This window comes from Streptomyces sp. NPDC060031 (assembly GCF_042736805.1).
Classification (GTDB): Bacteria; Actinomycetota; Actinomycetes; order Streptomycetales; family Streptomycetaceae; genus Streptomyces.
The window spans coordinates 1-25,105 of sequence record NZ_JBHWVM010000099.1; the positions used below are offsets into that span (position 1 = coordinate 1).

A 25,105-nucleotide genomic window follows, 5' to 3' on the forward strand; every position below is an offset into this window, starting at 1 on the left:
GCCGCGCACCGGCCGGGCCGGCGGGGCCGCGGCGCCGCGGGACGGGAGCCAGCGCGTCAGGCGGCGGCCCGCGCGCTCCACAGCGGTGGACGTCAGCCAGCCCAGTGCGCCGATGGTGGCCATGCCGACGAAGACGGCGGGGTAGTCGACCACCGTGTAGTCCTGCCAGGTCCGGTAGCCGACCCCGTACTCGCCGGAGATCATCTCGGCCGAGATCACGCAGATCCAGGCCACCCCGATGCCGACGGACAGACCCCCGAAGATGCCGGGCAGGGCCCCGGGCAGGATCACGGAGAACAGGATCCGCGTCCGCCCGCCGCCCATCGTCAGGACCGCCTCCTCCCACACCGGCGTCAGCGCCCGCACCGCGTGCCGCGTCGAGACCAGCACCGGGAAGAAGGCGGCGGTGCAGGTGATGAACACGATCCCCTGCTCGTTGGACGGGAACAGCAGGATCGCGACCGGGACCAGCGCGATGGCCGGGATCGGACGCAGCACCTCCAGCAGCGGGCCCAGCAGATCGTCCGCGATCCGTGACCGGGCCACCGTCGTGCCCACGGCCACGCCGAGGACGGCGGCGAGCGCGAAGCCCGCCACGATCCGGCGCAGGCTGAAGGCCAGGTCCTGCCAATAGGGCCCGGTGCCGGCCCGTTCGGCGAACTCCGCCGCCACCTCGCCCACCGTCGGAAACTGCTCGAAGCGCAGCCACAGGTTCACGTCCAGCGAGGTCAGCGCCTGCCACAGCAGGAGCGCCGCGCCGAGCGAAGCCGCCCGCAGCAGCCAGCGGCCGGCCGTCACGGCACCAGCGCTCCGGCCTCGGCGAAGCTCACGATGCGCGCCCCGCCGCCCTGGTGCTGCCCGACGTACGCCGTGGCGCCCGCGGGGGTGACGAAGGCGCGCAGCTCGGCGCCCTCGGCCACCCAGACGGCCTTGTCCGCGAACCAGAGGGTCCCGGTCACCGCGTCCGGCACGTAGGCGGCGCGGACGTCCGCGCCCCGGGCGGCCTTGAGGAGCTCGCGCGGGGAGTCGAAGCTCTGCGTGCGGCTCTGGCCGCGCAGCCACAACTCGGCGCGGGGCGCGGCGGCCTTCGGGTACTCGGGGCCGCCGGCCGTCGCCCGCTTCAGGGGCTCGGGGTCCACGAAGGCGTCCACGTCCATGTCCCCGACGAGCTTCGCGTCCTTCAGCACCGGTACGTCCTGTTTCAGCGCGTCGATCAGCTCGGGCCGCAGCGCCGGGTCGAAGGTCGCGATGCCGTTCGCGCCGTTGTACAGGTACACCACCTCGGGCGGCAGCCCCGTCTCCTTGGCGACGGACTCGGCCGCGGCGACCGGCTCGGTGCGCAGGTGGTCGGTCGCCTTGCGCTGCGCCCGCAGGAAGTCCTCCAGTACGCCCGGCCGCTCGCGCCCGAACTTCTCCCGCACCGTGACCCCGTGGAAGGTCGGCAGGTTCAGCTCGGCGCCGTCGTACAGGGCCTTGGCCCGTCCCTCGTAGGCGAGTTGGCCCGGCCACGCCACGAACTGCGACAGCGCGTCGGCGCTGCCCGCCTGGAGTGCCGAAGCGCCGACGCTGGGCTGCTGGTTGAGCTTCTGGATGCCTGACCCGGGGTCGATGCCGGCGCGCTGCAGGGCCCGTACGAGGGTGCCGTCCGCGGCGGAGCCGACCGAGGTGGAGACCTTCTTGCCGCGCAGGTCGGCGAGGGACTCCAGCTTCGAGCCGGGTGCGGTGACCACGGTGTTGAGGCCGCCGCGCAGGTTGTAGCCGGTCACGGCGACCAGGCGGGTGGGCTGTTTCAGTTCCTTGCCTCGCGCCGCGTTGATCAGCAGCGGGAAGTCGCCCATCGAACCGATGTCCACTTTCCCGGCGGTCATCTGGGCGGTGATCGGGGCGCCGGTGGCGTAGTCCTGCCAGTCGACCTTGTAGGTGATCCCGTCCTGCTTGCCGCGCGCCGCGAGCTCCTGTTCGAAGTATCCGAGGGAGCGCAGCAGGGTGCCCGCGGTGACGGTGTTGATGGTCTTGGACTGGTAGCCGACGGTCACGGTGACCGTCCTGGGCCCCGAGGCCCCGGACGCGTCGCCGCCACACGCGGTGGCCAGCGGGGCGAGGAGCAGGGCGAGGGCGGGTGCGACTGCCTTGGTACGCGTACGCATGGGGTTCGGGCCTTTCACCGGAGCAGGTAGGGCATGTTGACGGTCACCGCGCCGGTGGGACAGCGGGCGGCGCACGGGCCGCAGTACCAGCACTCGTCAACGTGCATGTACGCCTTGCCGTTGTCCTCGCGGATCGCGAGCGAGTCGAGCGGACACATGTCGACGCAGAGGGTGCAGCCCTCGATGCACAGGGACTCGTCGATGGTCACGGGCACGTCGCCGCGCTGGGGGACCACAGGCATGGCTGTCTCCAGGAAAGGGGGTGAGCAGGGGCTCAGAGGGAGCGGCGCAGCAGGCCGCTCATGGTGATCCGGTCGCCGCGGAAGCGGATGAACTCCAGGTCCACGGGCCGGCCGTCGCCCAGGTGGGTGAGGCGCTCCAGCATCAGTACGGCGGCCCCGCGCGGGGCCTGCAGGACGGCGGCGGAGTGCGCGTCGGCGTTGACGGCTTCGAGGGTGATCTCGGCGTGGCCGAGGGGCTGCCCGGTCAGGGACTCCAGCAGCCGAAAGACGTCGGTGTTCTCCAGGTCGCAGCCGAGCAGCTCGGCGCCGATGTCCAGGGGGACGTAGGTGAGGTCGAGCGAGAGCGGCAGGCCGCCCAGGCGGCGCAGCCGTTCGATGTAGAGCACGTCGGCGTGCTCGGGCAGGCGCAGCCGGGCCGCTACCGGGGCCGGTGCGCGGACGGGGCCGACCGTGCGGACCTCGTTGGTCACCCGGCCGTGCTCGTGGAGGGTTTCGGCCAGGCCCTGGAGGCGGTCCAGGCCGTGCGGGTACTTCTCGCAGACGACGACGGTGCCGACGCCCGGCCGGCGTTCGACGAGCCGCTCGCCGCGCAGCAGGTCGAGGGCCTGGCGGACGGTGTTGCGGCCGGCGCCGTAGTCGGCGGCGAGGGTGTCTTCCAGGGGCAGGACCCCGCCGGGGTAGGCGCCCGCCAGGATCTGGTGGCGCAGCAGGTCGGCGAGCTGCCGTGCCTGGTCCGCGCGCAGCCGCCGCCGGCGCGCGGCGGCGACCGGGACGGTGTGCGTGGCGGTGCGTTCGGCTGGCATGGCACGGAACATACCGAGGGGGCGGCGCCGGTGGTGTTGCCGCAGTGTTGCGCCACCGGGTGGCTCAGTCGCAGGGCTTTGACCTGCGGTTTCGGCGGGGTGGTGGCAAGATCCGCCACCCCGCCGGGACCGGCTGTCCCGAAGGGCGGACTAGCGGGTGCCCACGATGCGGCCGGTGACCTCGCCGAGGCCGACGCGGGTGCCCGCGGCGCCCGGGGCCCAGGCGGTCAGGGTGACGGTGTCCCCGTCCTCCAGGAAGGTGCGCTTGCCGTCGGCGAGTTCGATGGCGTCGCGGCCGTTCCAGGTGAGCTCCAGCAGCGAGCCGCGCTGGTCGGCGTCCGGGCCGCTGACGGTGCCGGAGCCGTAGACGTCGCCGGTGCGCAGGGAGGCGCCGTTGACGGTCATGTGCGCCAGCTGCTGGGCGGCGGTCCAGTACATCGACGCGAACGGCGGCCGGGCCACCTCCTGCCCGTTGATCGAGACGGTGATGCGCAGGTCGAAGCCGCCGGGGCGGTCGGCGTCCGCGTCGTCCAGGTACGGCAGGAGCGGGAAGTCGCGGGCCGGCGGGGCGACCCGGGCGGCGTCCAGGGCCTCCAGCGGGGTGACCCAGGCGGAGACGGAGGTGGCGAAGGACTTGCCGAGGAAGGGGCCCAGCGGCACGTACTCCCAGGCCTGGATGTCGCGCGCGGACCAGTCGTTGAGCAGGAACAGGCCGAAGACGTGGTCCTCGAAATCGCCCAGCGCCACCGGGCGGCCCAGCTCGGAGGGGGCGCCGACGACGAAGCCGACCTCGGCCTCGATATCGAGCTTGACCGACGGGCCGAAGACGGGCGCCGGGTCGGTGGGGGCCTTGCGCTGCCCGGAGGGGCGTACGACGTCGGTGCCCGAGACCACGATCGTGCCGGCGCGGCCGTGGTAACCGATCGGCAGGTGCTTCCAGTTGGGCGTCAGCGCGTCGCCGTCCGGGCGGAAGATCCGGCCGACGTTGGTGGCGTGGTTCTCGCTCGCGTAGAAGTCGACGTAGTCGGCGACCTCGTACGGCAGGTGCAGCTCGACCTCGTCCAGCGGCAGCAGGTGCGGCTCCACGGCGGGCCGGTGGCCGGGGTCGGTGACCCAGGCGGTCAGCGCGCGGCGCACGTCGCGCCAGGCGGTGCGGCCGGCGGCGAGCAGCGGGTTGAGGGAGCCGTGGCCGAGCAGCGCGGCGTACGGGGAACCGAGCGCGGCCGCGGTCGCACCGGCGTCGAGCACGTGTCCGCCGATCCGTACACCGATCCGGCGGCGGCCGTCCCCGCTGGTGGAGAAGACGCCGTATGGGAGGTTGTGCGGCCCGAACGGGTCGCCCTCGGGTACATCGAGGGGGCTCTGCTGGGGCATGGGGTGCGGCCTCGCTTTCGATGCGGTCCGGGGGTGGCCCGGAAGACACGGTGCGGCACACGCTACCCAGGTTCCCCGGCGAAAGCGCGGGCCCCCGGGCGGAGATGAAACACACCCGTGAGGTCGCGCCCGGCCAGATATGCCCAGTTCCGGTCATATCTGATCTTTTGGCATGGGCCGGCGAGGCGGGGTCCTATGGTCGGCTTCAGATCCAGGAGTGCATCAAGTGGTGGGTGAGGCATGCGTGAGGCCGGATTCGGGCCATATTTGTAGGACTTGTCCAAGAGGGTCCGTATCCTTGACGCCGTGACTTCCGCCCTCCCCTATGACTTGATCGCCACTGACCTGGACGGGACTCTGCTGCGCGCCGGAGACACCGTCTCGGCCCGCTCCCACACGGCGCTCGCGACGGCCCGCGCGGCCGGCGCCCGGCACATCATCGTCACCGGCCGCCCGGTCCCGCAGGTCCGCCACGTCCTCGACGGCCTCGGCTACACCGGGCTCGCGGTGTGCGGACAGGGCGCGCAGGTGTACGACACGGCGCGCAGGCGCCTGCTGCACTCCGTGTCCCTGGACCGGGAGCTGGCGGACGTCGCGCTGGGGAAGATCGAGGCGGAGATCGGCGAGGTCTACGCGGCGGTGAACCAGGAGGGCGTGGACGCGGAGATGCTGATGGGGCCGGGCTACCGGATGTGGCACCCGCACCTGCCGACGGTCCGGGTGCGGCGGCGGGCCGACCTGTGGGCGGCGCCGATCAACAAGGTCCTGCTCCAGCACCCCGAACTGGACGACGACGAACTGACCCGGGTCGCCCGGTCGGTCGTCGGTGACCTGGTGAACGTCACGATGGCGGGGGAGCACACGGTGGAACTCCAGCCACCGGGCATCGACAAGGCGAGCGGGCTCGCGCGGGCCGCGGACGTTCTCGGGGTGGCCGCCTCCTCGACCATCGCCTTCGGGGACATGCCGAACGACATCCCGATGTTCGCGTGGGCCGCGCACGGGGTGGCCATGGCCAACGCGCACCGCGAGCTGGTCGCCGTCGCGGACGAGGTCACGCTGTCGAACGAAGCCGACGGCATCGCGGTGGTGCTGGAGCGGCTGTTCGCGTAGCGGCGCGGGCTCGCGGGGGCTCCGCCCCCGGGGCCTGGGACGGAGCCCCGGCAGTGGGGCCGCGCCGCGAACCCCGGCTCAGCCCGCCGCGCGCGGCAGGCGGCGCTCCCACGTGCGGTGGAAGACCACCTCGTCACCCTCCCGGCACACCACCTCGTTCGACGTGACGAAGCCGCCCTCGTCGCAACGGATCTCCGACCGCGTCTCGACCCGCACGTCCCAGCCCAGCTCCGGCCGGTGCAGCCGGATCCGCCAGTCCGACCGGGTCCGGGCCGACAGCGGGTCGGCCTCCTGGATCTCGTAGACCTCCTCCGCGTCCTCGCTGTACTCGAGCCCGTCCGGGTACACCCGGGTGCCCCCGTACCGCGGGTCCACCTCCAGCCGCCAGCTCCCGCGCGCCACGTCCCGTACGACCAGCCGCTCCGGCCGCGGCTCGTCCAGCGTCGCCGGGTAGACCACCCCCAGCGGCTCCGACTGCTCCGGTGCCTCGAAGAGGACCTCCTCCCCGTACGCCGCGGGCGAGCCCGCATCCCGTACCGGGAGCTCCAGCGAGCTGCCCGCCGGCTCCAGGGTCCAGCCCGCCTCGGACCCGGCCCGCGGCCAGATCCACGGCCAGTAGGCCGAGGAGAGGGCCAGCCGGATCCGGTGCCCCGGCGCGAACGCGTGACCGATGCCGTTCAGTTCGAAGGTCACGTCCTCGTACGCGCCCGTCTGCCACGGCACCGCCTTGTCCCGCCCTTGCCGGGCGGAGAGGTTCAGCGCGCCCCGCGTGACCAGCGTCGAGGACCCGTCGGGCGCCACGTCGCACAGCCGCGCCACCACCTGGCCGTACGGGACGTCCAGCCGGATCCGTACGGTGACCCGCGGCCGGCCGAGGATCTCCACCGGCGCCGCGCCCGGCCCGCCCCCGACGGGGAACTCGAAGCACGCCGACTTCGCGTCCTCCTCCCGCTGGTCCGGCGGCAGGTCCGCGTCGTTGCCGAAGGGGAAGAACCGGCCCGCGTCCAGCCCCGTGTGCTGCGGGGACGCCACGACCACCGGCGCGCCCTGGAGGGCGTAGGAGACCGCCTCCACGGCCGGCGACGGCCACGCCGTGTCACCCACCCAGCGGCCCGCGAGCTCCGGGTACACCGTCGCCGGCGGATGGGACTCGCTGATCCAGGAGCGCAGCAGCGGCTCGTCCATCACCCCGTTGTCGGCGCCCTTGAGCCAGTGGTCCCACCAGCGCAGCGTCTCCTGGAGGAAGCCGATCGCCGGGCCCGGCGGCAGCCCGCGGTCCGGGTACTGGTGCGACCACGGCCCGATCAGCCCCCGTACCCGCCCGGCAGGCAGGTGCTCGACGAGCCGCAGCACGGTGTCGCGGTACGGGTCGTGCCAGCCGCCCACCGCGAGGACCGCCGCGCCGATCGCGGTGTAGTCCTCGCAGACGCTGCCGTGGCGCCAGTAGCCGTCGCGCGTCTGGTGCGAGAGCCAGGTGTGGACGAGGGGTTCGAGCGATTCCAGCCGGTCCAGCCACTGCGCCCGCCAGCCGTCGCCCACGAACAGCGGGTCCGGCGGGCGCGCGGCGAAGGCGAGCATGGTCGCGGCCCACGCGTGCATGTCCACGGCCAGCACCGAGCCGCCCATGTAGTGCACGTCGTTGTCGTACCGGTCGTCCGTGGAGCAGACGGTGACCACGGCCTTGAGCGGCTCGGGGGCGAGCGCCGCGATCTGGAGGCTGTTGAAGCCGCCCCACGAGATCCCGAACATCCCCACCGAGCCCGTGCACCAGGGCTGGGCCGCCAGCCACTCCACCACCGCGACCCCGTCGGCGAGCTCCTGCGCGTCGTACTCGTCGCCCGGGAGCCCGCCGCTGCAGCCGTGGCCGCGCACGTCGACCCGTACCGAGGCGTAGCCGTGCCCCGCGTACCAGGGGTGGCGCTGCCAGTCCCGCGGCGCGGTCCAGTCGGTGAGTCGGTACGGGAGGTACTCCAGCAGCGCCGGAACGGGTTCGGCCGTCACCGGGCGCCAGATCCGGGCGTACAGCTCGACCCCGTCGCGGAGCCGGATCCGGACGTCCTCGTGGGTGGTCTCGTACGGGAAGTCGGTACGGATGATCATCGGTGTTCAGCCACCAATCGCCTCGGCCGCAGCCTCAGTGGACGGGGTGCATCGTGCGCCGCAGCCAGGGTGCCAGGGCCATCACGGCCAGGCCGACCACGACCGCGATGGAGCCGTTGACGCCGAAGTAGACGGGGTTGGAGACCTCGCCGTAGAGCTTGACGACCTGCGCCTGGATGCCGTTGGCGAGCGCCAGGGACAGGAACCACAGGGCCATGGTCTGGCTGCTGTAGGCCTTGGGGGCGAGTTTGGTGGTGGCCGACATGCCGGAGGTCTGCAGCAGGACGTCGCCCAGTCCGAGCAGCAGGTACGAGCCGACGATCCACCAGGCGGCCATCTGGTAGGTGTCCCCGCCGTGGCCCGAGGTCGGGATGACCATGAGCAGGAAGGACAGGCCGCCCAGGACCACACCGATGGCGATCTTGTTCGAGACGTGCGGCTGGCGGCGGCCCATCCGGACCCAGAGCGCGGCCACGACCGGCGCGAGCGCCACCTCGAAGGCGCCGAGCGCCGAGGCGTACCAGCCGACCGGGAAGTGGAAGCCCAGGATCTCGGTCCGGGCGTTCGTCGACGCGAGCAGCATCATCGTCGAGTACGCCTGGAAGAGGATGAAGTTGAAGGCGACCGAGGCCAGGAAGAGGACGACGTACGGGCGCAGCCGCCCGCGCTCCTCGGCGCTGACCTGGGAGCTGCGGAACATGACGGCGAAGTAGACGACCGGGGCGATCACCGCGATCAGGGTGAGCAGGTCCACGAAGCGGCCCATGGTCAGCCAGCCGAGGCCCGCCAGCAGGGTGGCGAGCGCGGCGACGGCGAGGAACCCGCCGGCGATCTTCCAGACGGCGGCGCGCATCGCGTCGGGCGCGAGCGCGAACTCGGCGGAGTGCTTGCGTCCGGCCAGGTGGCGGCGCCCGACGACGTACTGGATCAGGCCCGCGGTCATGCCGATGGCGGCGGCGGAGAAGCCCCAGTGCCAGCCCTCGTGCTCGCCGAGCCAGCCGGTGACCAGCGGTCCGGCGAAGGCGCCGATGTTGATGGCCATGTAGTAGAGCGCGAAGCCGGCGTCGCGCCGTTCGTCGTCCGTCCGGTACAGCTTGCCGACCATGCTGGCCACGTTCGGCTTGAGCAGGCCGGTGCCCGCGCTGATCAGGCCGAGGCCCGCCCAGGTCATGGCGGCGGTGGGCACGGCCATGGCGTAGTGTCCGCAGGCGATCAGGATGCCGCCCCACAGGACGGCGCGGTACGAACCGAGGATCCGGTCGGCGAGCCACCCGCCGGCGACGGAGACGAGGTAGACCATGGTCCCGTATGCCGCCGAGACGGAGGCCGCGGTGCCCGGGTCCATCCCCAGGCCGCCATTGGCCACCGTGTCCGCGAAGTAGAGGACGAGGATGGCCTGCATGCCCAGGAACGAGAAGCGCTCCCAGACCTCCAGCCCCGACAGGGTGGCGAGGCCCCTGGGGTGCCCGAGGAAGGCGTGGTCGTCGCGGGCCGGCGGCTGGTCCGCCTCCGGATCGCCAGGTTCTCCTACGGCGGTCGTCATTCTGGACAAAACGTACTCTCCGGTTGTTTCGGCTCCTCACGAACATACCGGTACGGAACGGTCAGTGCGTGTGCGGCGACCGGGCAGGCGCTCTGGGTGATCGAAAACAGACCGGATACGCTGGCTTGAGTGATGGCAGCGACACATCGACAATCCATGTGATCGTCAACGTGATCGTCAGCAGACAGGAGTACCCCTCGTGACCGTCGTCGGGCCGTTCGGACTGAGCGTGCGGGACCAGGCTCTTGAGACCGATGTCCAGGCCGGACTGGCCGCCGTCGAGGCGGGTCTGCTGGAAGCCACCAAGAGCGAAGTCCCCTTCATCACCGAGGCCGCACAGCACCTGGTGCGCGCCGGAGGCAAGCGGTTCCGGCCGCTCCTGGTGATGCTCGCCTCCCGATTCGGCGATCCCTACGCGCCCGGGATCGTCCCCTCCGCCGTCGTCGTGGAGCTCACGCACCTGGCGACGCTCTACCACGACGACGTCATGGACGAGGCGGACGTGCGCCGCGGCGTGGACAGCGCGAACGCCCGTTGGGGCAACTCCGTGGCCGTCCTGACGGGTGACTTCCTGTTCGCCCGTGCCTCGCACATCCTGGCGGACCTCGGGCCCGAGGCCGTCCGCATCCAGGCCGAGGCCTTCGAGCGGCTGGTGACGGGCCAGATCCTGGAGACGGCCGGTCCGCGCGACGGCCGCGACCCCGTCGCGCACTACCTGGACGTCATGGCCGGCAAGACCAGTTCGCTGGTCGCCGTCTCCTGCCGCTTCGGCGCGCTGATGTCCGGCGCCGACGAGATGGTCGTGGACGTCCTCACCCAGTACGGGGAGCGCCTCGGCCTCGCCTTCCAGCTGGCCGACGACGTCCTCGACATCGCTTCCGGCTCGCACGAGTCCGGCAAGACCCCGGGCACCGACCTGCGCGAGGGCATCCCCACGCTGCCGGTACTGCGGCTGCGCGAGATGGCGGCCCGCGACGGCAACCCGGACGACCTGGACCTCGTACGGCTCCTGGACGGCGACCTCACGGACGACGTCCGGCACGCCGAGGTGCTGTCGCGGCTGCGGGTGCACCCCGCGCTGGAGCAGGCCCGCCAGGACACCATCCGCTACGCGCAGGAGGCGCGGGCCACGCTGGCACCGCTGCCGGAGTGCTTCGCGAAGTCGGCCCTGGAAGAGCTGTGCGACGCGGTGGTGCACCGCGCCGGATAGGACCTCTGGCAGCGGAACGGGCCCTTCCGCCCCGGTGACCCCTACGGGTCGGGGGAGAAGGGCCCTTTCCATGTCATCCCACGGTCGTACACACAGTTGATGCCGGGGAGTGACGCCCCGAAGTCCCCGATTTGGTCAGATGGAGTCATCAACCCCACCGGATCGAGTGAGTGTGGCGCGACACCCGGGACGCCACCGTGGACACAGAGGGCAGGGCACTGACATGGCAGCGAACGCGAAGACTTCCCGCAAGGCCGCACGGTACGCCGTACCGGTCGCGGTGTTCGGCGTAGCCGCAGGAGCCATCGCGATGGTTCCCGCCTTCGCGAACACCGGGGGCCCGGACCTGCCGTCGGTGACGGCCCAGCAGCTCATCGAGAAGGTCGCCGCCTCCGAAGTCCAGCAGCTGTCCGGCAGCGCCAGGATCAGCACCGACCTGGGCCTGCCGAAACTGGCGACCGGCCTGCTCGGCGGCTCGGGCATCGCCGGGGGCTCGGCCGACCCGGAGGACAAGATCGCGCAGCTGGCGAACGGCACGCACACCTTCCGGGTGGCCGCCGACGGTCCGGACCGTCAGAAGCTCACGTTCCTGGACGGCAAGGACGAGTACAGCCTCATCCACAACGGCGACGACGTCTGGGGATACGACTCCAAGTCGAACGAGGTCTTCCACGAGAAGAACGCGGGCGGCGCCAAGGACGGCAAGGGCGGCAAGGGCGGCGACGAGCACAAGACGGCCGACCGGCTCGCCACCTCGCCCCAGGAGATGGCCCAGGAGGTCCTGAAGGCCGCCGGGCCCACCACCGAGATCAGCGTCGGCGACACCGCGCAGGTGGCCGGGCGGGACGCCTACCAGCTCGTGCTGAAGCCGAAGGCGAGCGGCTCGACGGTCTCCTCGGTCAAGATCGCCGTCGACGCCAAGAACGGAGTGCCGCTGCGCGTGCAGCTGCTGTCCACCGAGGGCGGCAAGCCGATCGTGGACGCCGGCTTCACGAAGGTGGACTTCGCCAAGCCGGCCGCCGACTCCTTCGCCTTCACCCCGCCCAAGGGGGCCAAGGTCAACGAGGGCGGCGCGGGCGGCCACGGCAAGGGGGACCACGGCCTGGGTGCCCTGGACTCGATCCCGGGCCTGAGCGGCCTGACCGGCGGCGCGGGCGGCAAGGGCGAGACGAAGGTGCTCGGCGAGGGCTGGGCGAGCATCGCCCGGATCGAGACCGGCGCGCAGAAGAACCTCAAGGACCTCGAGAACGACAAGGACGCCCCGAAGGAGGCCAAGCAGTTCCTCGACGCCCTCGGGGACAAGGTCTCCGGGAAGTTCGGCGAGGGCCGGGTCTTCAAGACCCGCCTGGTCAACGCCCTGATCACGGACGACGGCAAGGTCTACGTCGGCGCGGTCACCAAGGACGCGCTGGTGAAGGCGGCCGACGCCAACAAGTAACGCCGACGGGCGACGCGAAGGTCGAAAGGGTGGGCGGGGACTGTGTCCCTGCCCACCCTTGCGCCGTTCCCCTCCTGCGTACAGCGGCCCCGCTGTACCGTGAAAAGCATGTCGAGACACGTCACCATCCGCCTGGACGAAGAGTTCCACGAACGCCTGAAGGCGCGTGCGGCGGCGCTGGGGACGACGGTCACCGCGCTGATCACCGAAGTCACGGAACGCGAACTGGACGAGGACCGGAAGAGCTTCCTGTCCGGCATCGACGAATTCGCCGACCACTGGGGCTACTTCCAGGAGCGGTTCGGGAATTGAAGATCACCATGGAGTGGGCCTGGACCGCTCTGGCCCACCATCTGCCGTCGGATCCCGCCGTGTGGGACCCCTCCGGGGTGGCCGCCGCCGTCGCCCGGCACCAGAACGACCTCGTCCTGGTGCCCGAACAGCCCGCCCCGGACACCGCGTGGCGGGCCGCCGCGTTTTTGCACACGCTCGCGGTGTGCCCGGCGCTGGAGTCCCCGATGAACGAGTTCTACGCGGCCGCCGCGACCCGCTCGTACCTGCGCGTCGCCGGGGCGGAACAGCTGCCCACGCCGGAGGAGCTCGGCGACCTGGTGGAGGCGGCGAAGCTGGGACGGGCCGATGTCGCGGCGGTCGCCGAGGAGCTGCGGGCCCGTATGCGGGACCCGCAGCACGCCTCGCCGCTCTCGCCCGCGCCGCCGTCCTAGAAGGTGATCTTCCAGCTGTTGATGTAGCCGACGTCCTGTGCGGCCACGTCCTTGACCTGGAGCTTCCAGACGCCGTTGGCGACCTCGCTCGACGCGTTGACCGTGTACGTGGTCACCAGGTTGTCCGCGGAGTCCGAGCTGGAGTTCTTCAGCCGGTACGCCGTGCCGTCCGGGGCGATCAGGTCGATGACCAGGTCGCCGCGGTAGGTGTGGACGATGTTCACGTCGACCTTGGTGGTGGCCGGGGCGTTGCCCGTGACGCCGGAGGCCGTGATCGGCGAGGTCACCGCGGCGGCGGGGGAGTCCGGGATGCTGACGTCCGCCGTGTTCTCGAAGGACGGGCCGGGCGGCACCGTGGTGGCCGCGCCCAGGGTCCAGATCGAGTACGCGATGGCGTCGGAATTGCGGTCCAGGGCGGTGTCGTTGATGTTCGCCGAGGTGTCGCAGGAGGCGTGGTAGCAGCGGTCGAACGCCTGGCCGGAGGTGCCGCCCCACTTCTGGGCCTGGGCCGCCGTCTTGGTGTAGTCGGCGCCGGAGAACAGTCCGCCCACCGGGATGCCCGCGTTCTTGAACGGGGCGTGGTCGGAGCGGCCGTCACCCTCGGTCTCGATCTCCGTCGGGACGCTGATCCCCGCGAAGAACGTCTTGAAGGTCTGCTCGATGGTCGGGTCGTCGTCGTAGACGAAGTAGCCCGGGTTCGGCGAGCCGATCATGTCGAAGTTCAGGTAGCCGGAGATCTTCGCCTTCTCGGCGGCCGGCAGGTTGTTGATGTAGTACTTCGACCCGACCATGCCGAGTTCCTCGGCGCCCCACCAGCCGAAGCGCAGGTGTTTGGTGGGCTGCAGGCCCGATCGGGAGACGGCCAGCGCGGTCTCCAGGATGCCGGCCGAGCCGGAGCCGTTGTCGTTGATGCCCGGGCCCGCGTTCACCGAGTCCAGGTGCGCGCCGGTCATCAGGACCGAGTTCGGGTCGCCGCCGGGCCAGTCGGCGATCAGGTTGTAGCCGGTCGCGCCGCTGGAGGTGAAGGTCTGCAGCGTGGTCGTGAAGCCGGCCGCGTCCAGCTTGGCCTTCACGTAGTCGATCGAGGCCTTGTAGCCGGGCTTGCCGTGGGCGCGGTTGCCGCCGTTGTTGGTGGCGATGGTCTGGAGCTGTGCCAGGTGCGCCTTGACGTTGGCGACGGGTATGTCGGGAGGGGTCGGCGCCGCGGTGACCGCCGCCGGGGCGGCGAGGGCGGCGGGAGAGGACGCGGCGAACAGGCCGGTGACCGCGATCGCGGCCACGGCGGCGAGACGCCGGGAGACGGACAGGCTCATGTGGGGGCTCCGGGATTCCGTACTGGGGATGTGAACGGAAACGTGCGGGGTAGGGCGGGTGAGCATGCGTGCGTCAGTGCGAGCCTGATGTTCAACGAAAAGATGACTGTCAGTCAAGACCGCTTTTCGGTCAGGCGAGTTCGGAAAACGGACGATCCCCGCTACGGGTGTTGCATAGCGGGGATCGTGTGTGCGAGAGGTGCGCTGTTACGCGGGCTCGCGGGCCGGCGCCACCGCCGTGGCGGGCGCCGCGGCCGGCCGCACGGCCCGGGACCGCCGCGCCGTGCGCAGCGCCTCCCAGGTGAGGATCGCCAGCGCCGCCCAGACCAGCGAGAAGCCGGCCCAGCGGGCGGGCGGCATGGCCTCGTGGAAGTACACGACGCCGAGCCCGAACTGGAACATCGGGGCCATGTACTGCAGCAGCCCCAGCGTGGACAGCGGGACCCGGATCGCGGCCGCCCCGAAGAGCACCAGCGGGATGGCGGTGATCAGGCCGGTCGCGGCGAGCAGCAGGGAGTGCCCGGTGCCCTGCGAGGCGAAGGTGGACTCGCCGCGTGCGGCCAGCCACACCAGATAGCCGAGGGCGGGCAGGAACAGCAGCACGGTCTCGGCGGTCAGGGACTCCAGCCCGCCGAGGTTGATCTTCTTCTTGAGCATCCCGTACAGCGCGAAGGTGCCGGCCAGGACCAGGGAGAGCCACGGCGGGCGCCCGTACGCGATGGCCAGGACCAGTACGGCGGCGAGGCCGATGCCCGCCGCCGCCCACTGGACGCGGCGCAGCCGCTCGCCGAACACGAGCACGCCGAGACCGATGCTGACCAGGGGGGTGATGAAGTAGCCGAGGCTCGCCTCGACGACGGCGCCGTTGTTGACGGCCCAGATGTACGTGCCCCAGTTCACTGCGATCAGCACGGAGGCGAGCGCGGTCAGGGCGAGCTTGCGGGGCTGGCGCAGCAATTCCGCCATCCAGCTCCAGCGGCGCAGGGCGAGCAGCGCCAGGCCGACCACGACCACGGACCACACCATGCGGTGGGCGAGGATCTCGATGGCCCCGGAGGGTCTGAGTAGCGGCCAGAACAGGGGGACCAGCCCCCAGATCCCGTATGCGCCCAATCCGTAGAGCAAACCCGTGCGCTGCTCGTTCTCTGCCTTCACGCGGGCCTCCACTACGACTTTGAGCCAACCTGACGACGGTAGCGCCGAACGGGTCGGAAGTCATGACTGTCTCAAGGAGATACTCATGACATCGAGTGGGGGCCGGGCCCGCCGTGTGATCGACTACGAGGCGCCGAGTGCGGTGGTGATCGCCCGGGACACCGGGGTCGTCGGCCGCCCGATCAGGCGGGCCAGGTCGCCGGTGGTGGAGCCCAGCCGGCCGCGCCCGATGGCCGCGTCCACGTCCACGATGATCGCCGCGAAGGCCTCGGGGACCCCGGCGCCGGTCAGCACCTCCAGGTGCGCCTGCGGGGGCAGCTCGGTGTACGCCACCTCCTTGCCCGACTGCTCCGCGACCTCGGCCGCGTACTCCGCCAGGCTCCAGGCGGTGTCCCCGGAGAGCTCGTACACCCGGCCGAGGTGCCCCTCGCCGGTCAGCACCACGGCCGCGGCGGCCGCGTAGTCGGCGCGCGCCGCCGAGGCGACCCGGCCCTCGCCCGCGCTGCCCAGGACCGCACCGTGCTCCAGGACGGTGGCGAGGTCGCGGGTGTAGTTCTCGTGGTACCAGCCGTTGCGCAGGAAGGTGTACGGGAGCCCGGAGTCGAGGATCACCTGCTCGGTGGCCCGGTGCTCCGCGGCCAGGTCGAAGTCGGCCTCGGGGCCGCCGAGGATCCCGGTGTACGCGAGCTGCGCCACGCCCGCGGCGACCGCGGCCTCGATCACGGCGGTGTGCTGGGCCACGCGGCGCCCGATCTCGTTGCCGGAGATCAGCAGCACCCGGTCGCCGGCCCGGAAGGCGCCGGCCAGGCTCGCGGGGTCGCCGTAGTCGGCGACGCGCAGCTCGATGCCGCGTCCGGCGAGGTCGGCGGCCTTGTCGGCGTCACGTACGACGACGGCGACGCGGTCGGCGGGGACGCGCTCCAGCAGCTCTTCGACGACGAGGCGGCCGAGGGCTCCGGTGGCTGCGGTGACGACGATGCTCATGATGGCTCTCCTTGGTGGGATGCCACCACCCTACGGTAAGCGCTAACTTTTTGAAAGTGTTCGCATCGTTCGTGTGAGCGCCGAGGCCCGGACCTCTCGCGAGATCCGGGCCTCGGGCGATTCGACGGGCGATTCCTCGGGCAGTTGTTCGGGCAGTTCCCCGGGGCGGCTCTCAGCCGACGACGGTCCAGGTGTCGTTCCCGGTCAGCAGCGTGCTGAGGTCGCCCTTGCCGCTGCGGTCCACGGCCTTGTCCAGCTGCTCGGCCATGAGCGTGTCGTAGACCGGCCGCTCCACACTGCGCAGCACTCCGATGGGGGTGTGGTGCAGGGTGTCGGGGTCGGCCAGCCGGGACAGCGCGAACGCGGTCGTCGGACTCGCCGCGGCGGCGTCGTGGACCAGCACCCGCGACTCGTTCTCCGGGGTGACCACGACGACCTCCAGGTCCCCCGTGTCCGGGTTGCGCACGACGCCCTTGGCGCCGTCCACGCCGAAGCGGATCGGCTGCCCGTGCTCCAGCCGGATCACGGCCTCCTGCGCCAGGTCGTTGTCCTTCAGGACCTCGAAGGCCCCGTCGTTGAAGATGTTGCAGTTCTGGTAGATCTCCACCAGCGCCGTGCCCTGGTGGTCGGCGGCCTGCCGCAGCACCTCGGTGAGGTGCTTGCGGTCCGAGTCCACCGTGCGGGCCACGAAGGAGGCCTCCGCGCCGAGCGCCAGCGACACCGGGTTGAAGGGCGCGTCGAGCGAGCCCATCGGCGTCGACTTGGTGATCTTGCCGACCTCGGAGGTGGGGGAGTACTGCCCCTTGGTCAGCCCGTAGATCCGGTTGTTGAACAGCAGGATCTTGAGGTTGACGTTCCGGCGCAGGGCGTGGATCAGGTGGTTTCCGCCGATGGAGAGCGCGTCGCCGTCCCCGGTGACCACCCAGACCGACAGGTCCCGCCGGGAGGTGGCCAGGCCCGTGGCGATGGCCGGGGCGCGCCCGTGGATCGAGTGCATGCCGTACGTGTTCATGTAGTACGGGAAGCGCGAGGAGCAGCCGATGCCGGAGACGAAGACGATGTTCTCCTTCGCCAGCCCCAGCTCGGGCATGAAGCCCTGTACGGCGGCGAGCACGGCGTAATCGCCGCAGCCCGGGCACCAGCGGACCTCCTGGTCGGACTTGAAGTCCTTCATGGACTGCTTGGCCGCGGCCTTCGGCACCAGCGACAGCAGCGTGGGCTCGGCTTCCACCCCGGGCAGACTCGCGAGGTCAGTCATTGATGGCCTCCTTGAGGACCGTGGCGAGCTGTTCGGCCTTGAACGGCATTCCATTGACCTGGTTGTACGACTGTGCGTCGACCAGGTACTTCGCCCGGATCAGGGTGGCCAGCTGCCCAAGGTTCATCTCCGGCACCACTACCTTGTCGTAACGCTTCAGAACCTCGCCGAGATTCCTCGGGAAGGGGTTCAGGTGACGCAGGTGCGCCTGCGCGATCGCTGCGCCGTCGAGGCGCAGCCGGCGTACGGCCGCGGTGATCGGTCCGTACGTCGAGCCCCAGCCGAGCACGAGGGTCCGGGCCTGGTCCGGGTCGTCCACGTCCACGTCGGGCACCTCGATGCCGTCGATCTTGGCCTGGCGGGTGCGGACCATGAAGTCGTGGTTGGCCGGGTCGTAGGAGATGTTGCCCGTGCCGTCCTGCTTCTCGATGCCGCCGATGCGGTGCTCCAGGCCCGGCGTGCCCGGGACCGCCCAGGGGCGTGCCAGGGTCTGCGGGTCGCGCTTGTACGGCCAGAAGACCTCGGTGCCGTCCGCGAGCTCGTGGTTCGCGGCGGTGGCGAACGCAACCTTGAGGTCCGGAAGGTCCGCGACGTCCGGGATCCGCCAGGGCTCGGAGCCGTTGGCGAGGTACCCGTCGGACAGCAGGAACACCGGGGTCCGGTAGGTCAGCGCGATCCGGGCCGCGTCGAGCGCGGCGTCGAAGCAGTCCGCCGGGGTCCGCGGGGCCACGATCGGCACCGGCGCCTCGCCGTTGCGCCCGTACATCGCCTGGAGCAGGTCGGCCTGCTCGGTCTTGGTCGGCAGGCCGGTGGAGGGGCCGCCGCGCTGGATGTCCACGATGAGCAGCGGCAGCTCCAGCGAGACCGCCAGCCCGATCGTCTCGGACTTGAGCGCCACGCCGGGGCCGGAAGTGGTCGTCACGCCGAGCGCGCCGCCGAAGGCCGCGCCCAGCGCCGCGCCGATGCCGGCGATCTCGTCCTCGGCCTGGAAGGTCCGTACGCCGAAGTTCTTGTGCTTGCTCAGCTCGTGCAGGATGTCCGAGGCCGGGGTGATCGGGTACGAGCCCAGGTAGAGCGGCAGATCGGCCTGCCGGCCCGCCGCGATCAGGCCGTAGGAGAGGGCCAGGTTCCCGGAGATGTTGCGGTAGGTGCCGGTCGGGAAGGACGAGGTGGCCGGGGCCACCTCGTAGGAGACGGCGAAGTCCTCGGTGGTCTCGCCGAAGTTCCAGCCGGCCCGGAAGGCGGCGACGTTCGCCTCGGCGATCTCGGGCTTCTTCGCGAACTTCTGCCGCAGGAAGCTCTCGGTGCCCTCGGTGGGGCGGTGGTACATCCAGGACAGCAGCCCCAGGGCGAACATGTTCTTGCTGCGCTCGGCCTCCTTGCGGGGGAGCCCGAAGTCCTTCAGCGCCTCCACGGTGAGCGTGGTCAGCGGCACCGGGTGGAGGTTGTACGCCGCCAGGGTGCCGTCCTCCAGCGGCGAGGTCTCGTAGCCGACCTTGGCCATCGGGCGCTTGGTGAACTCATCGGTGTTGACGATGATCTCCGCGCCGCGCGGAACGTCCCCGAGGTTCGCCTTGAGGGCCGCCGGATTCATGGCCACCAGGACGTTCGGGGCGTCGCCCGGCGTCAGGATGTCGTGGTCGGCGAAGTGCAGCTGGAACGAGGAGACGCCCGGCAGGGTGCCGGCGGGCGCCCGGATCTCGGCGGGGAAGTTCGGGAGCGTGGAGAGGTCGTTGCCGAACGAAGCCGTTTCCGAGGTGAAGCGGTCACCGGTGAGCTGCATGCCGTCACCCGAGTCACCCGCGAAGCGGATGATCACCCGGTCGAGGCGGCGCACTTCCTTGCCACCCGGACCCGGGGGCGTCCGCTGCTCGCCGACCACGGCCTCTTCGGCCCCGCCGGATTGCTCGGCTGGGCTACTGACCTGGCTGGTCACTGAACTGGACCTCCTTCGAGGCGTGAGCCGCTCCCAAGGCCAACCCTACGTCGGAAGGTTTTCCTTCCCTGGGGCGCTCATGTTCTGGACCGTCCTCTGAGACGGTCTGTCCGAGAGATGTCGTGCCGTGCGCAAAATATTCCGAGCCCAGGTGCCGGCCGGACGCAGATCCCCGCGTGACGCGGGGGGCTGCATCCGGCCATACCTGACAGAGTGTCAGTTGATCAAGACCTTAGATAGGTGAGGACGGCCAGCACGCGCCGGTGATCCCCGTCACTGGGTGAAAGGCCGAGCTTCATGAAAATGTTGCTGACGTGCTTCTCCACCGCTCCGTCGCTGACCACCAGCTGCTTGGCCACCGCGGAATTGGTCCGGCCCTCGGCCATCAGCCCGAGCACCTCGCGCTCGCGGGGGGTCAGCCCCGCCAGCACGTCCTGCTTGCGGCTGCGGCCCAGGAGCTGGGCGACGACCTCGGGGTCCAGGGCGGTACCGCCCCGGGCCACGCGGACGACCGCGTCCAGGAACTCCCGCACCTCGGCCACCCGGTCCTTGAGCAAGTACCCCACCCCGGTGCTGGAACCGGCCAGAAGTTCGGTGGCGTACTGCTCCTCCACGTACTGCGACAGCACGAGCACCCCTATCCCGGGGTAGTCGCGCCGTAGCCGCACCGCGGCCCGTACGCCTTCATCGGTGTGCGTCGGCGGCATCCGTACATCGGCCACCACCACGTCCGGCAGCGCATCCTCCGCCGCCAGCTCCGCCACCGTCTTGAGCAGGGCTTCCGCGTCCCCGACGCCTGCCACGACGTCATGCCCCCGGTCGGTCAGCAACCGGGTCAGGCCCTCACGCAGCAGCACTGAATCCTCGGCGATGACCACCCGCACCCTGTCTTCCACGACTTTGCCGCTCCCGCATTTTGCTCGTGCCCGAATTCGCTGACTCAGCCAAGCATCCCAGCCTCAAGGCCGGATCAAGGCGGAGCCGGATCAACGAATGGGCGCGGAGCCGTGTTTCCGGGAGCGGACGGGTGACGGGCGTGGCACGGGAGTGAACGTCGGGCCCCCGGGCCTTCTCGGACCGTCACGTGGCCTTGGCGGTGGTCGGGCCGGTGGGCCCGCCGATGGTCGGGCCGGCGCTCACGCCCGCCAGGGGAGCTCGGCCGTGACGGTGGTACCCCCGTCGGCGGGGGAGTCCACGACGAACACCCCGTCCACGGCGTCGAGCCGCTCGGCGAGCCCGGCCAGCCCGCTGCCGGCCGCGGAGTCCGCCCCGCCCCGGCCGTCGTCGGCGACCTGGATCAGCAGCCGGTCGCCCGACGTCCACACGTCGACGCTCGCCGTACGGGCCCGGGCGTGCTTGCTGATGTTCTGGAGCAGCTCCGAGACGGTGAAGTACGCGATCCCCTCGATCGCCGCCGCGGGCCGGGCCGGGAGATCCACGGCCACCCGTACCGGAACCGCGCACCGCGAGGCCACCGCGGACAGTGCCGCGTCCAGCCCCCGGTCGGTCAGCACCGCCGGGTGGATCCCGCGGGCCAGATCGCGCAGCTCCTGGAGGGCGATCTTCACCTCCCCGTGGGCCTCGTCGACCATCCGCGCGGCGGCCTTCGGGTCCTCGGTCAGCTTCTCCTTGGCCAGCCCCAGGTCCATGGCCAGCGCCACCAGCCGGGCCTGCGCCCCGTCGTGCAGGTCCCGCTCGATGCGGCGCAGGTCGGCGGCGGCGGTGTCGACGACCACGCCCCGGTCGGACTCCAGCTCGCTGACGCGGTACGCGAGCCGGGACGGCCCGAGCAGCCCGGCGATCAGGACCCGGTCGGCGGTGGTGAGCGCCCGGACCACCCACGGGGTGGCGAGCGTCAGCGCGAGCCCGAGGAGGCAGGTCAGCGTGATGTCCAGGGGCGAGTCCAGGAAGTACGCGTGGTCGTCGTCCTGGAAGAGCTGCAGCCCGGGCTGGTCCGTGAAGGCGGGGAAGACCCAGAACCAGAGCGGGTACAGGAGGCACGCCCACCCGTACGCCCAGAGCACCAGCGCCACGCAGAAGCTGGCCACCGCCCAGGGGAAGTGGACCACCGAGTACAGCACGTGCCGCCAGGCGCTGCCGCTCTTGAGCAGCGCCCCCATCGCGGCGAGCGCCCCGCCCTTCTTCGCCCGGATCGGCTCGGGCTCGGCGATGTCGATGCGCAGCAGCCCGCGCGCCCGCGCCCGCTCCAGCCGCCCGAACCCCCGGCACATGGCGAGGACTCCGGCGAGCACCGGCACCCCGAGGAAGGTGACCAGCAGGCCCGCGCCGAGGCTGATGCCGGTGATGGCGAGGGAGAAGTACAGGGTGCTGAGCGGCAGTCCGAGCATCAGATACCCGAACTCCCGCCAGGCCCGCCCCTCGACGGGGGCGCGCAACACCCTGCCGATGCCGCTGCCCGTGCGCGTGCTGCCGACCATGATCCCGACCTGCCCTTCCGTCATCCCTCTACCCCTCTACCCCTCCACCCTGCCGCCCGCCCCCGCCCCGATCCATGCGGCACGTCGGCCTCTCGGGAGGGGGGTTAACCCCACCGGCCAACCCCAGCCCGCGGGGGTCCGGGAGTCAGGCGGCCTCAGCCAAGCCCCGCCTGGGGGTCCCCCCGGACGGGGTCTGGGGGAGTTCGAGGCGCGGGGTCCGGGGCGGAGCCCCAGGTCTTGGAGCCGCGCCGGCCCGCCCCCGGGCACACGGCGGGACCCCCGCCCAACCCTGGACGGGGGTCCCGCTCGACCGGCAGTTCAGCCCCGCACGGGCCCCCGCACGGGAACCCGGTCGCGCCACGGCAACTCGGCCGTGACCGTGGTCCCGCCCCCCTCGGGGGAATCCACCACGAACAGCCCGTCCACGGACCCGAGCCGTTCCCCCAGCCCCGCGAGCCCGCTCCCGGCCGCCGTGCTCGCCCCGCCCCGCCCGTCGTCCGACACCCGGATCAACAGCCGCGGCCCCGACCGCCACACCTCCACCGCGGCCAGCCGCGCCCCGGCGTGCTTGCTCACGTTCTGCAGCAGCTCCGACACCACGAAGTACGCGATCCCCTCGATCGCCTCCGCCGGCCGCGCCGGCAGGTCCACCGACACCTTCACCGGCACCAGGCACCGCGACGCCACCGACGACAGCGCCGCATCCAGCCCCCGGTCGGTCAGTACCGCCGGGTGGATCCCCCGCGCCAGGTCCCGCAGCTCCTGCAGCGCCAGCTTCACCTCGCCGTGCGCCTCGTCCACCATCGCCGCCGCCCCCTCGGGGTCCTCCAGCAGCTTCTCCTTCGCCAGGCCCAGGCCCATGGCCAGCGCCACCAGCCGTGCCTGCGCCCCGTCGTGCAGGTCCCGTTCGATGCGCCGCAGGTCGGCCGCCGCCGTGTCGACCACCACCCCGCGGCCGGACTCCAGCTCGGCGATGCGCCGTTCCAGCTCGTCCGACGGAGACAGCAGGCCCCGTACCATCGCCCGGTCCACATTGGTCAGCACCCGCGCCACGTACGGCAGCACCGGCCACAGCACGAACAGCCCGACCAGCGCCACGGTGAAGGTCAGCACCCCCCACGGCAGCCGCACCAGCTCGTACAGCACGGTCCGCCACGCCACCGGGTCCTTCAGGGTCGTCCACAGCCAGGGGAAGAATCCGCCTGTCCGCCGCGGGCCGGGGATCGGCGTCGGCTCCTCCACCCGCACGCCGAGCAGCACGCGGGCCCGCGCCCGCTCCAGACGTCCCAACTGGCGAGACAGGAACAGGCCGCATGCGAGCAGCGGAAGGCCGATCGCGGTGACCGAAAGACCGCCGGCGGTCGACACCATGGCAATCGTGTAAACAAACCCGACGAGAGTCACTGGGAGATTGCTCAAGAGATGAGCGATCTCCTTCCAGGTCACGGCACTCAGGGCGGCGCGTACGGGAGGGGGCCGATCGTCGCCGACGGCCTGACTGGCTTGAATGCTCGCGGTCATGCGCCCCAGCCTGCCAAATTTCGCCACGCCGATGCCATGGGGTGGTCAGGTCGAGGTAAACGGGGGATAACCCCACCCCGCGGGGCCCAGGCCCTAGACTCCCGTCCGTACCAGATCACCCTGATCGTCGACAGTGGCCGAGAAGCGAGGAACGGACGTGCCCGACCCAACGGTATCGACCGTATCCGTGCTCGCCGCGGACTACTTCCGGAGTTATTCGGTCGTCGGCCTCCTGGCCGTCCTCGGTGTGCTCTTCGTGGCCGTGGCCTTCAGCGCGAACCGCCTGCTGCGCCCCTCGGTCCCGACCCCCGAGAAGCTCCTGACGTACGAGTGCGGCGTGGACCCGGTCGGCGAGGGCTGGGCGCACACCCAGGTCCGCTACTACGTCTACGCCTTCCTCTACGTCATCTTCGCCGTCGACTCGATCTTCCTGTTCCCGTGGGCGACGGTGTTCGCCGCCGCCGGTTACGGCGCCACGACGCTGGTGGAGATGTTCATCTTCCTGGGCTTCCTGGCCGTCGGCCTGCTCTATGCGTACAAGAAGGGCGTCCTCGAATGGACGTGACACCGGCCGTGCCACCGACCGAGGGCGTGCTGCTCCCGGAGCCGAAGAGGCTGGGAGTTCTCTCCCGCCTCGCCCCCGAGCCGATGAAGGTGGTCCTGAACTGGGGCCGCCGCTACAGCCTGTGGGTCTTCAACTTCGGCCTCGCCTGCTGCGCGATCGAGTTCATCGCCGCGTCAATGGCGCGCCACGACTTCATCCGCCTGGGTGTCATCCCCTTCGCACCGGGGCCCCGCCAGGCGGACCTCATGATCGTCTCGGGCACGGTGACGGACAAGATGGCCCCGGCCGTCAAGCGCCTCTACGAGCAGATGCCCGAGCCGAAGTACGTCATCTCCTTCGGCGCGTGCTCCAACTGCGGCGGCCCGTACTGGGACTCGTACTCGGTGACGAAGGGCGTCGACCAGATCATCCCGGTCGACGTCTACGTCCCCGGCTGCCCGCCGCGCCCGGAGGCGCTGCTCCAGGGCATCCTCAAGCTCCAGGAGAAGATCGCCCGGGAGTCCCTGGCGGAGCGCTACGCGACGGCGCCCGCTTCCCCGGCTCAGCTGACGAGCGCCCTGGTGACCCCTCCGCCCACCCCGGGGGCGGGCGCGTGAACCTCTACGACTCCCTCCCGGACGGCGCCCCGGCCGTCTTCGGCGCCGAAGCGGTCGGCACCTTCGCCTACGGCGTCCTCACCGTCGACGTGCCTGCCGGAAGCTGGATCCCGGCGCTGGAGATCGCCCGGGACAAGCTGGGCTGCACGTACTTCGACTGGCTGAGCGCGGTGGACGAGCCGGGCACCGGTTTCCGCGTCTGCGCGCACGTCGTGTCCCTCGAAAACCACCGCGTGCGCCGCCTGCTCCTGCGGACGACGGTCCCGCACTCGGCGCCTTCGCTGCCCTCCGCCGTCTCCCTCTACGCGGGCGCGGAATGGCACGAGCGCGAGACCTTCGAGATGTTCGGGGTCGTCTTCTCCGAGCACCCGAACCTCGTTCCCCTCCTCCTCCCGGAGAACTTCGAGGGCCACCCGCTGCGCAAGGACTTCGTGCTCGCGGCGCGCGTCGCCAAGGCCTGGCCGGGCGCCAAGGAGCCCGGCGAGGGCGCCGACCCCGAGGGCCCGAAGCGCCGCCAGATGCTGCCGCCGGGCGTCCCGGACCCGAACGACTGGGGCCCGATGAAGGGCCAGCTCCCGCCGGCCCCCGCCCGCCCGGCCCGCACCCCCCGCGCAGCCGGCGCCGCCGCGCCCGCCCGCCGTACC

The 25,105-nt window shown here is 71.4% G+C and carries 23 protein-coding genes; 8 read left to right on the forward strand and 15 right to left on the reverse strand.

The window, feature by feature from the left end:
• From ACFWB8_RS31310 to fahA, 5 genes are all read right to left on the reverse strand, one after another.
• On the reverse strand, nt 1-798 hold a 798-nt coding region (locus ACFWB8_RS31310), incomplete at its 3' end, for an ABC transporter permease (protein WP_385234647.1).
• The gene (locus ACFWB8_RS31315) at nt 795-2,147 is read right to left on the reverse strand and encodes an ABC transporter substrate-binding protein (RefSeq protein ID WP_385234650.1); all 1,353 of its coding nucleotides are present in this window, start codon (nt 2,145-2,147) and stop codon (nt 795-797) included. The genes ACFWB8_RS31310 and ACFWB8_RS31315, both read right to left, overlap by 4 nt.
• A gap of 14 nt (nt 2,148-2,161) precedes the next feature.
• A complete protein-coding gene (locus ACFWB8_RS31320) occupies nt 2,162-2,389 on the reverse strand; it encodes a ferredoxin family protein (RefSeq protein ID WP_385234653.1) in 228 nt (75 codons plus the stop codon).
• Between the two features lie 32 nt (nt 2,390-2,421).
• Nucleotides 2,422-3,192, reverse strand: a complete 771-nt coding sequence (locus tag ACFWB8_RS31325) for a GntR family transcriptional regulator (RefSeq protein WP_385234656.1) — start codon at nt 3,190-3,192, stop codon at nt 2,422-2,424.
• A gap of 150 nt (nt 3,193-3,342) precedes the next feature.
• The gene (gene fahA, locus ACFWB8_RS31330) at nt 3,343-4,566 is read right to left on the reverse strand and encodes a fumarylacetoacetase (protein ID WP_385234659.1); all 1,224 of its coding nucleotides are present in this window, start codon (nt 4,564-4,566) and stop codon (nt 3,343-3,345) included.
• Between the two features lie 306 nt (nt 4,567-4,872).
• Here fahA and ACFWB8_RS31335 point away from each other — a divergent pair, with 306 nt between their 5' ends.
• Nucleotides 4,873-5,679, forward strand: a complete 807-nt coding sequence (locus tag ACFWB8_RS31335; RefSeq protein WP_385234662.1) for a Cof-type HAD-IIB family hydrolase — start codon at nt 4,873-4,875, stop codon at nt 5,677-5,679.
• A gap of 78 nt (nt 5,680-5,757) precedes the next feature.
• Here the strand turns inward: ACFWB8_RS31335 and ACFWB8_RS31340 are convergent, their stop codons facing one another.
• Both ACFWB8_RS31340 and ACFWB8_RS31345 read right to left on the reverse strand, forming a co-directional pair.
• The gene (locus ACFWB8_RS31340) at nt 5,758-7,779 is read right to left on the reverse strand and encodes a CocE/NonD family hydrolase (protein WP_385234665.1); all 2,022 of its coding nucleotides are present in this window, start codon (nt 7,777-7,779) and stop codon (nt 5,758-5,760) included.
• A 34-nt stretch (nt 7,780-7,813) separates the two neighbouring features.
• Nucleotides 7,814-9,322 (reverse strand): peptide MFS transporter, encoded by a 1,509-nt coding sequence (locus ACFWB8_RS31345; protein ID WP_385234668.1) that lies wholly within the window; start codon nt 9,320-9,322, stop codon nt 7,814-7,816.
• A gap of 199 nt (nt 9,323-9,521) precedes the next feature.
• Here ACFWB8_RS31345 and ACFWB8_RS31350 point away from each other — a divergent pair, with 199 nt between their 5' ends.
• The 4 genes from ACFWB8_RS31350 to ACFWB8_RS31365 all read left to right on the forward strand — a co-directional run bounded on the left by ACFWB8_RS31350 (nt 9,522) and on the right by ACFWB8_RS31365 (nt 12,695).
• Nucleotides 9,522-10,532, forward strand: coding sequence for a polyprenyl synthetase family protein (locus ACFWB8_RS31350; protein ID WP_385234671.1), 1,011 nt, complete (start codon nt 9,522-9,524; stop codon nt 10,530-10,532).
• Nucleotides 10,533-10,755: 223 nt separating this feature from the next.
• Complete coding sequence (locus ACFWB8_RS31355) at nt 10,756-11,970, forward strand: outer membrane lipoprotein carrier protein LolA (RefSeq protein ID WP_385234674.1); 1,215 nt, start codon at nt 10,756-10,758, stop codon at nt 11,968-11,970.
• A gap of 108 nt (nt 11,971-12,078) precedes the next feature.
• Nucleotides 12,079-12,282 carry a hypothetical protein gene (locus ACFWB8_RS31360; RefSeq protein ID WP_251050317.1) on the forward strand — a complete coding sequence of 68 codons (204 nt, stop codon included), beginning with the start codon at nt 12,079-12,081 and terminating at the stop codon, nt 12,280-12,282.
• Nucleotides 12,279-12,695 (forward strand): hypothetical protein, encoded by a 417-nt coding sequence (locus ACFWB8_RS31365; RefSeq protein WP_385234677.1) that lies wholly within the window; start codon nt 12,279-12,281, stop codon nt 12,693-12,695. The genes ACFWB8_RS31360 and ACFWB8_RS31365 overlap by 4 nt, the downstream gene beginning before the upstream one ends.
• Here the strand turns inward: ACFWB8_RS31365 and ACFWB8_RS31370 are convergent.
• The 8 genes from ACFWB8_RS31370 to ACFWB8_RS31405 all read right to left on the reverse strand — a co-directional run bounded on the left by ACFWB8_RS31370 (nt 12,692) and on the right by ACFWB8_RS31405 (nt 23,300).
• Entirely contained in the window at nt 12,692-14,008 is a 1,317-nt protein-coding gene (locus ACFWB8_RS31370; protein ID WP_385234679.1) for a M28 family metallopeptidase, read from the reverse strand. The genes ACFWB8_RS31365 and ACFWB8_RS31370 overlap by 4 nt on opposite strands.
• A 207-nt stretch (nt 14,009-14,215) precedes the next feature.
• A complete protein-coding gene (gene rarD / locus ACFWB8_RS31375) occupies nt 14,216-15,163 on the reverse strand; it encodes an EamA family transporter RarD (protein ID WP_385234682.1) in 948 nt (315 codons plus the stop codon).
• A 123-nt stretch (nt 15,164-15,286) separates the two neighbouring features.
• The gene (locus tag ACFWB8_RS31380) at nt 15,287-16,147 is read right to left on the reverse strand and encodes an SDR family oxidoreductase (RefSeq protein ID WP_385234685.1); all 861 of its coding nucleotides are present in this window, start codon (nt 16,145-16,147) and stop codon (nt 15,287-15,289) included.
• 172 nt (nt 16,148-16,319) lie between these two features.
• Nucleotides 16,320-17,405 (reverse strand): 2-oxoacid:ferredoxin oxidoreductase subunit beta, encoded by a 1,086-nt coding sequence (locus tag ACFWB8_RS31385; RefSeq protein ID WP_385234688.1) that lies wholly within the window; start codon nt 17,403-17,405, stop codon nt 16,320-16,322.
• A complete protein-coding gene (locus ACFWB8_RS31390) occupies nt 17,398-19,341 on the reverse strand; it encodes a 2-oxoacid:acceptor oxidoreductase subunit alpha (RefSeq protein WP_385234691.1) in 1,944 nt (647 codons plus the stop codon). Before ACFWB8_RS31390 ends, ACFWB8_RS31385 begins: the two co-directional genes overlap by 8 nt.
• 224 nt (nt 19,342-19,565) lie before the next feature.
• The gene (locus tag ACFWB8_RS31395) at nt 19,566-20,225 is read right to left on the reverse strand and encodes a response regulator transcription factor (protein ID WP_361608429.1); all 660 of its coding nucleotides are present in this window, start codon (nt 20,223-20,225) and stop codon (nt 19,566-19,568) included.
• 252 nt (nt 20,226-20,477) lie between these two features.
• Nucleotides 20,478-21,779, reverse strand: a complete 1,302-nt coding sequence (locus ACFWB8_RS31400; RefSeq protein WP_385234707.1) for a sensor histidine kinase — start codon at nt 21,777-21,779, stop codon at nt 20,478-20,480.
• A gap of 318 nt (nt 21,780-22,097) precedes the next feature.
• The gene (locus tag ACFWB8_RS31405; RefSeq protein WP_385234694.1) at nt 22,098-23,300 is read right to left on the reverse strand and encodes a sensor histidine kinase; all 1,203 of its coding nucleotides are present in this window, start codon (nt 23,298-23,300) and stop codon (nt 22,098-22,100) included.
• Nucleotides 23,301-23,457: 157 nt separating this feature from the next.
• Between ACFWB8_RS31405 and ACFWB8_RS31410 the strand changes: the two genes are divergently transcribed.
• The 3 genes from ACFWB8_RS31410 to ACFWB8_RS31420 all read left to right on the forward strand — a co-directional run.
• Nucleotides 23,458-23,865 (forward strand): NADH-quinone oxidoreductase subunit A, encoded by a 408-nt coding sequence (locus ACFWB8_RS31410; protein WP_385234697.1) that lies wholly within the window; start codon nt 23,458-23,460, stop codon nt 23,863-23,865.
• A complete protein-coding gene (locus ACFWB8_RS31415; protein WP_385234700.1) occupies nt 23,856-24,461 on the forward strand; it encodes an NADH-quinone oxidoreductase subunit B in 606 nt (201 codons plus the stop codon). The genes ACFWB8_RS31410 and ACFWB8_RS31415 overlap by 10 nt, the downstream gene beginning before the upstream one ends.
• On the forward strand, nt 24,458-25,105 hold a 648-nt coding region (locus ACFWB8_RS31420; RefSeq protein ID WP_385234703.1), incomplete at its 3' end, for an NADH-quinone oxidoreductase subunit C. The genes ACFWB8_RS31415 and ACFWB8_RS31420, both read left to right, overlap by 4 nt.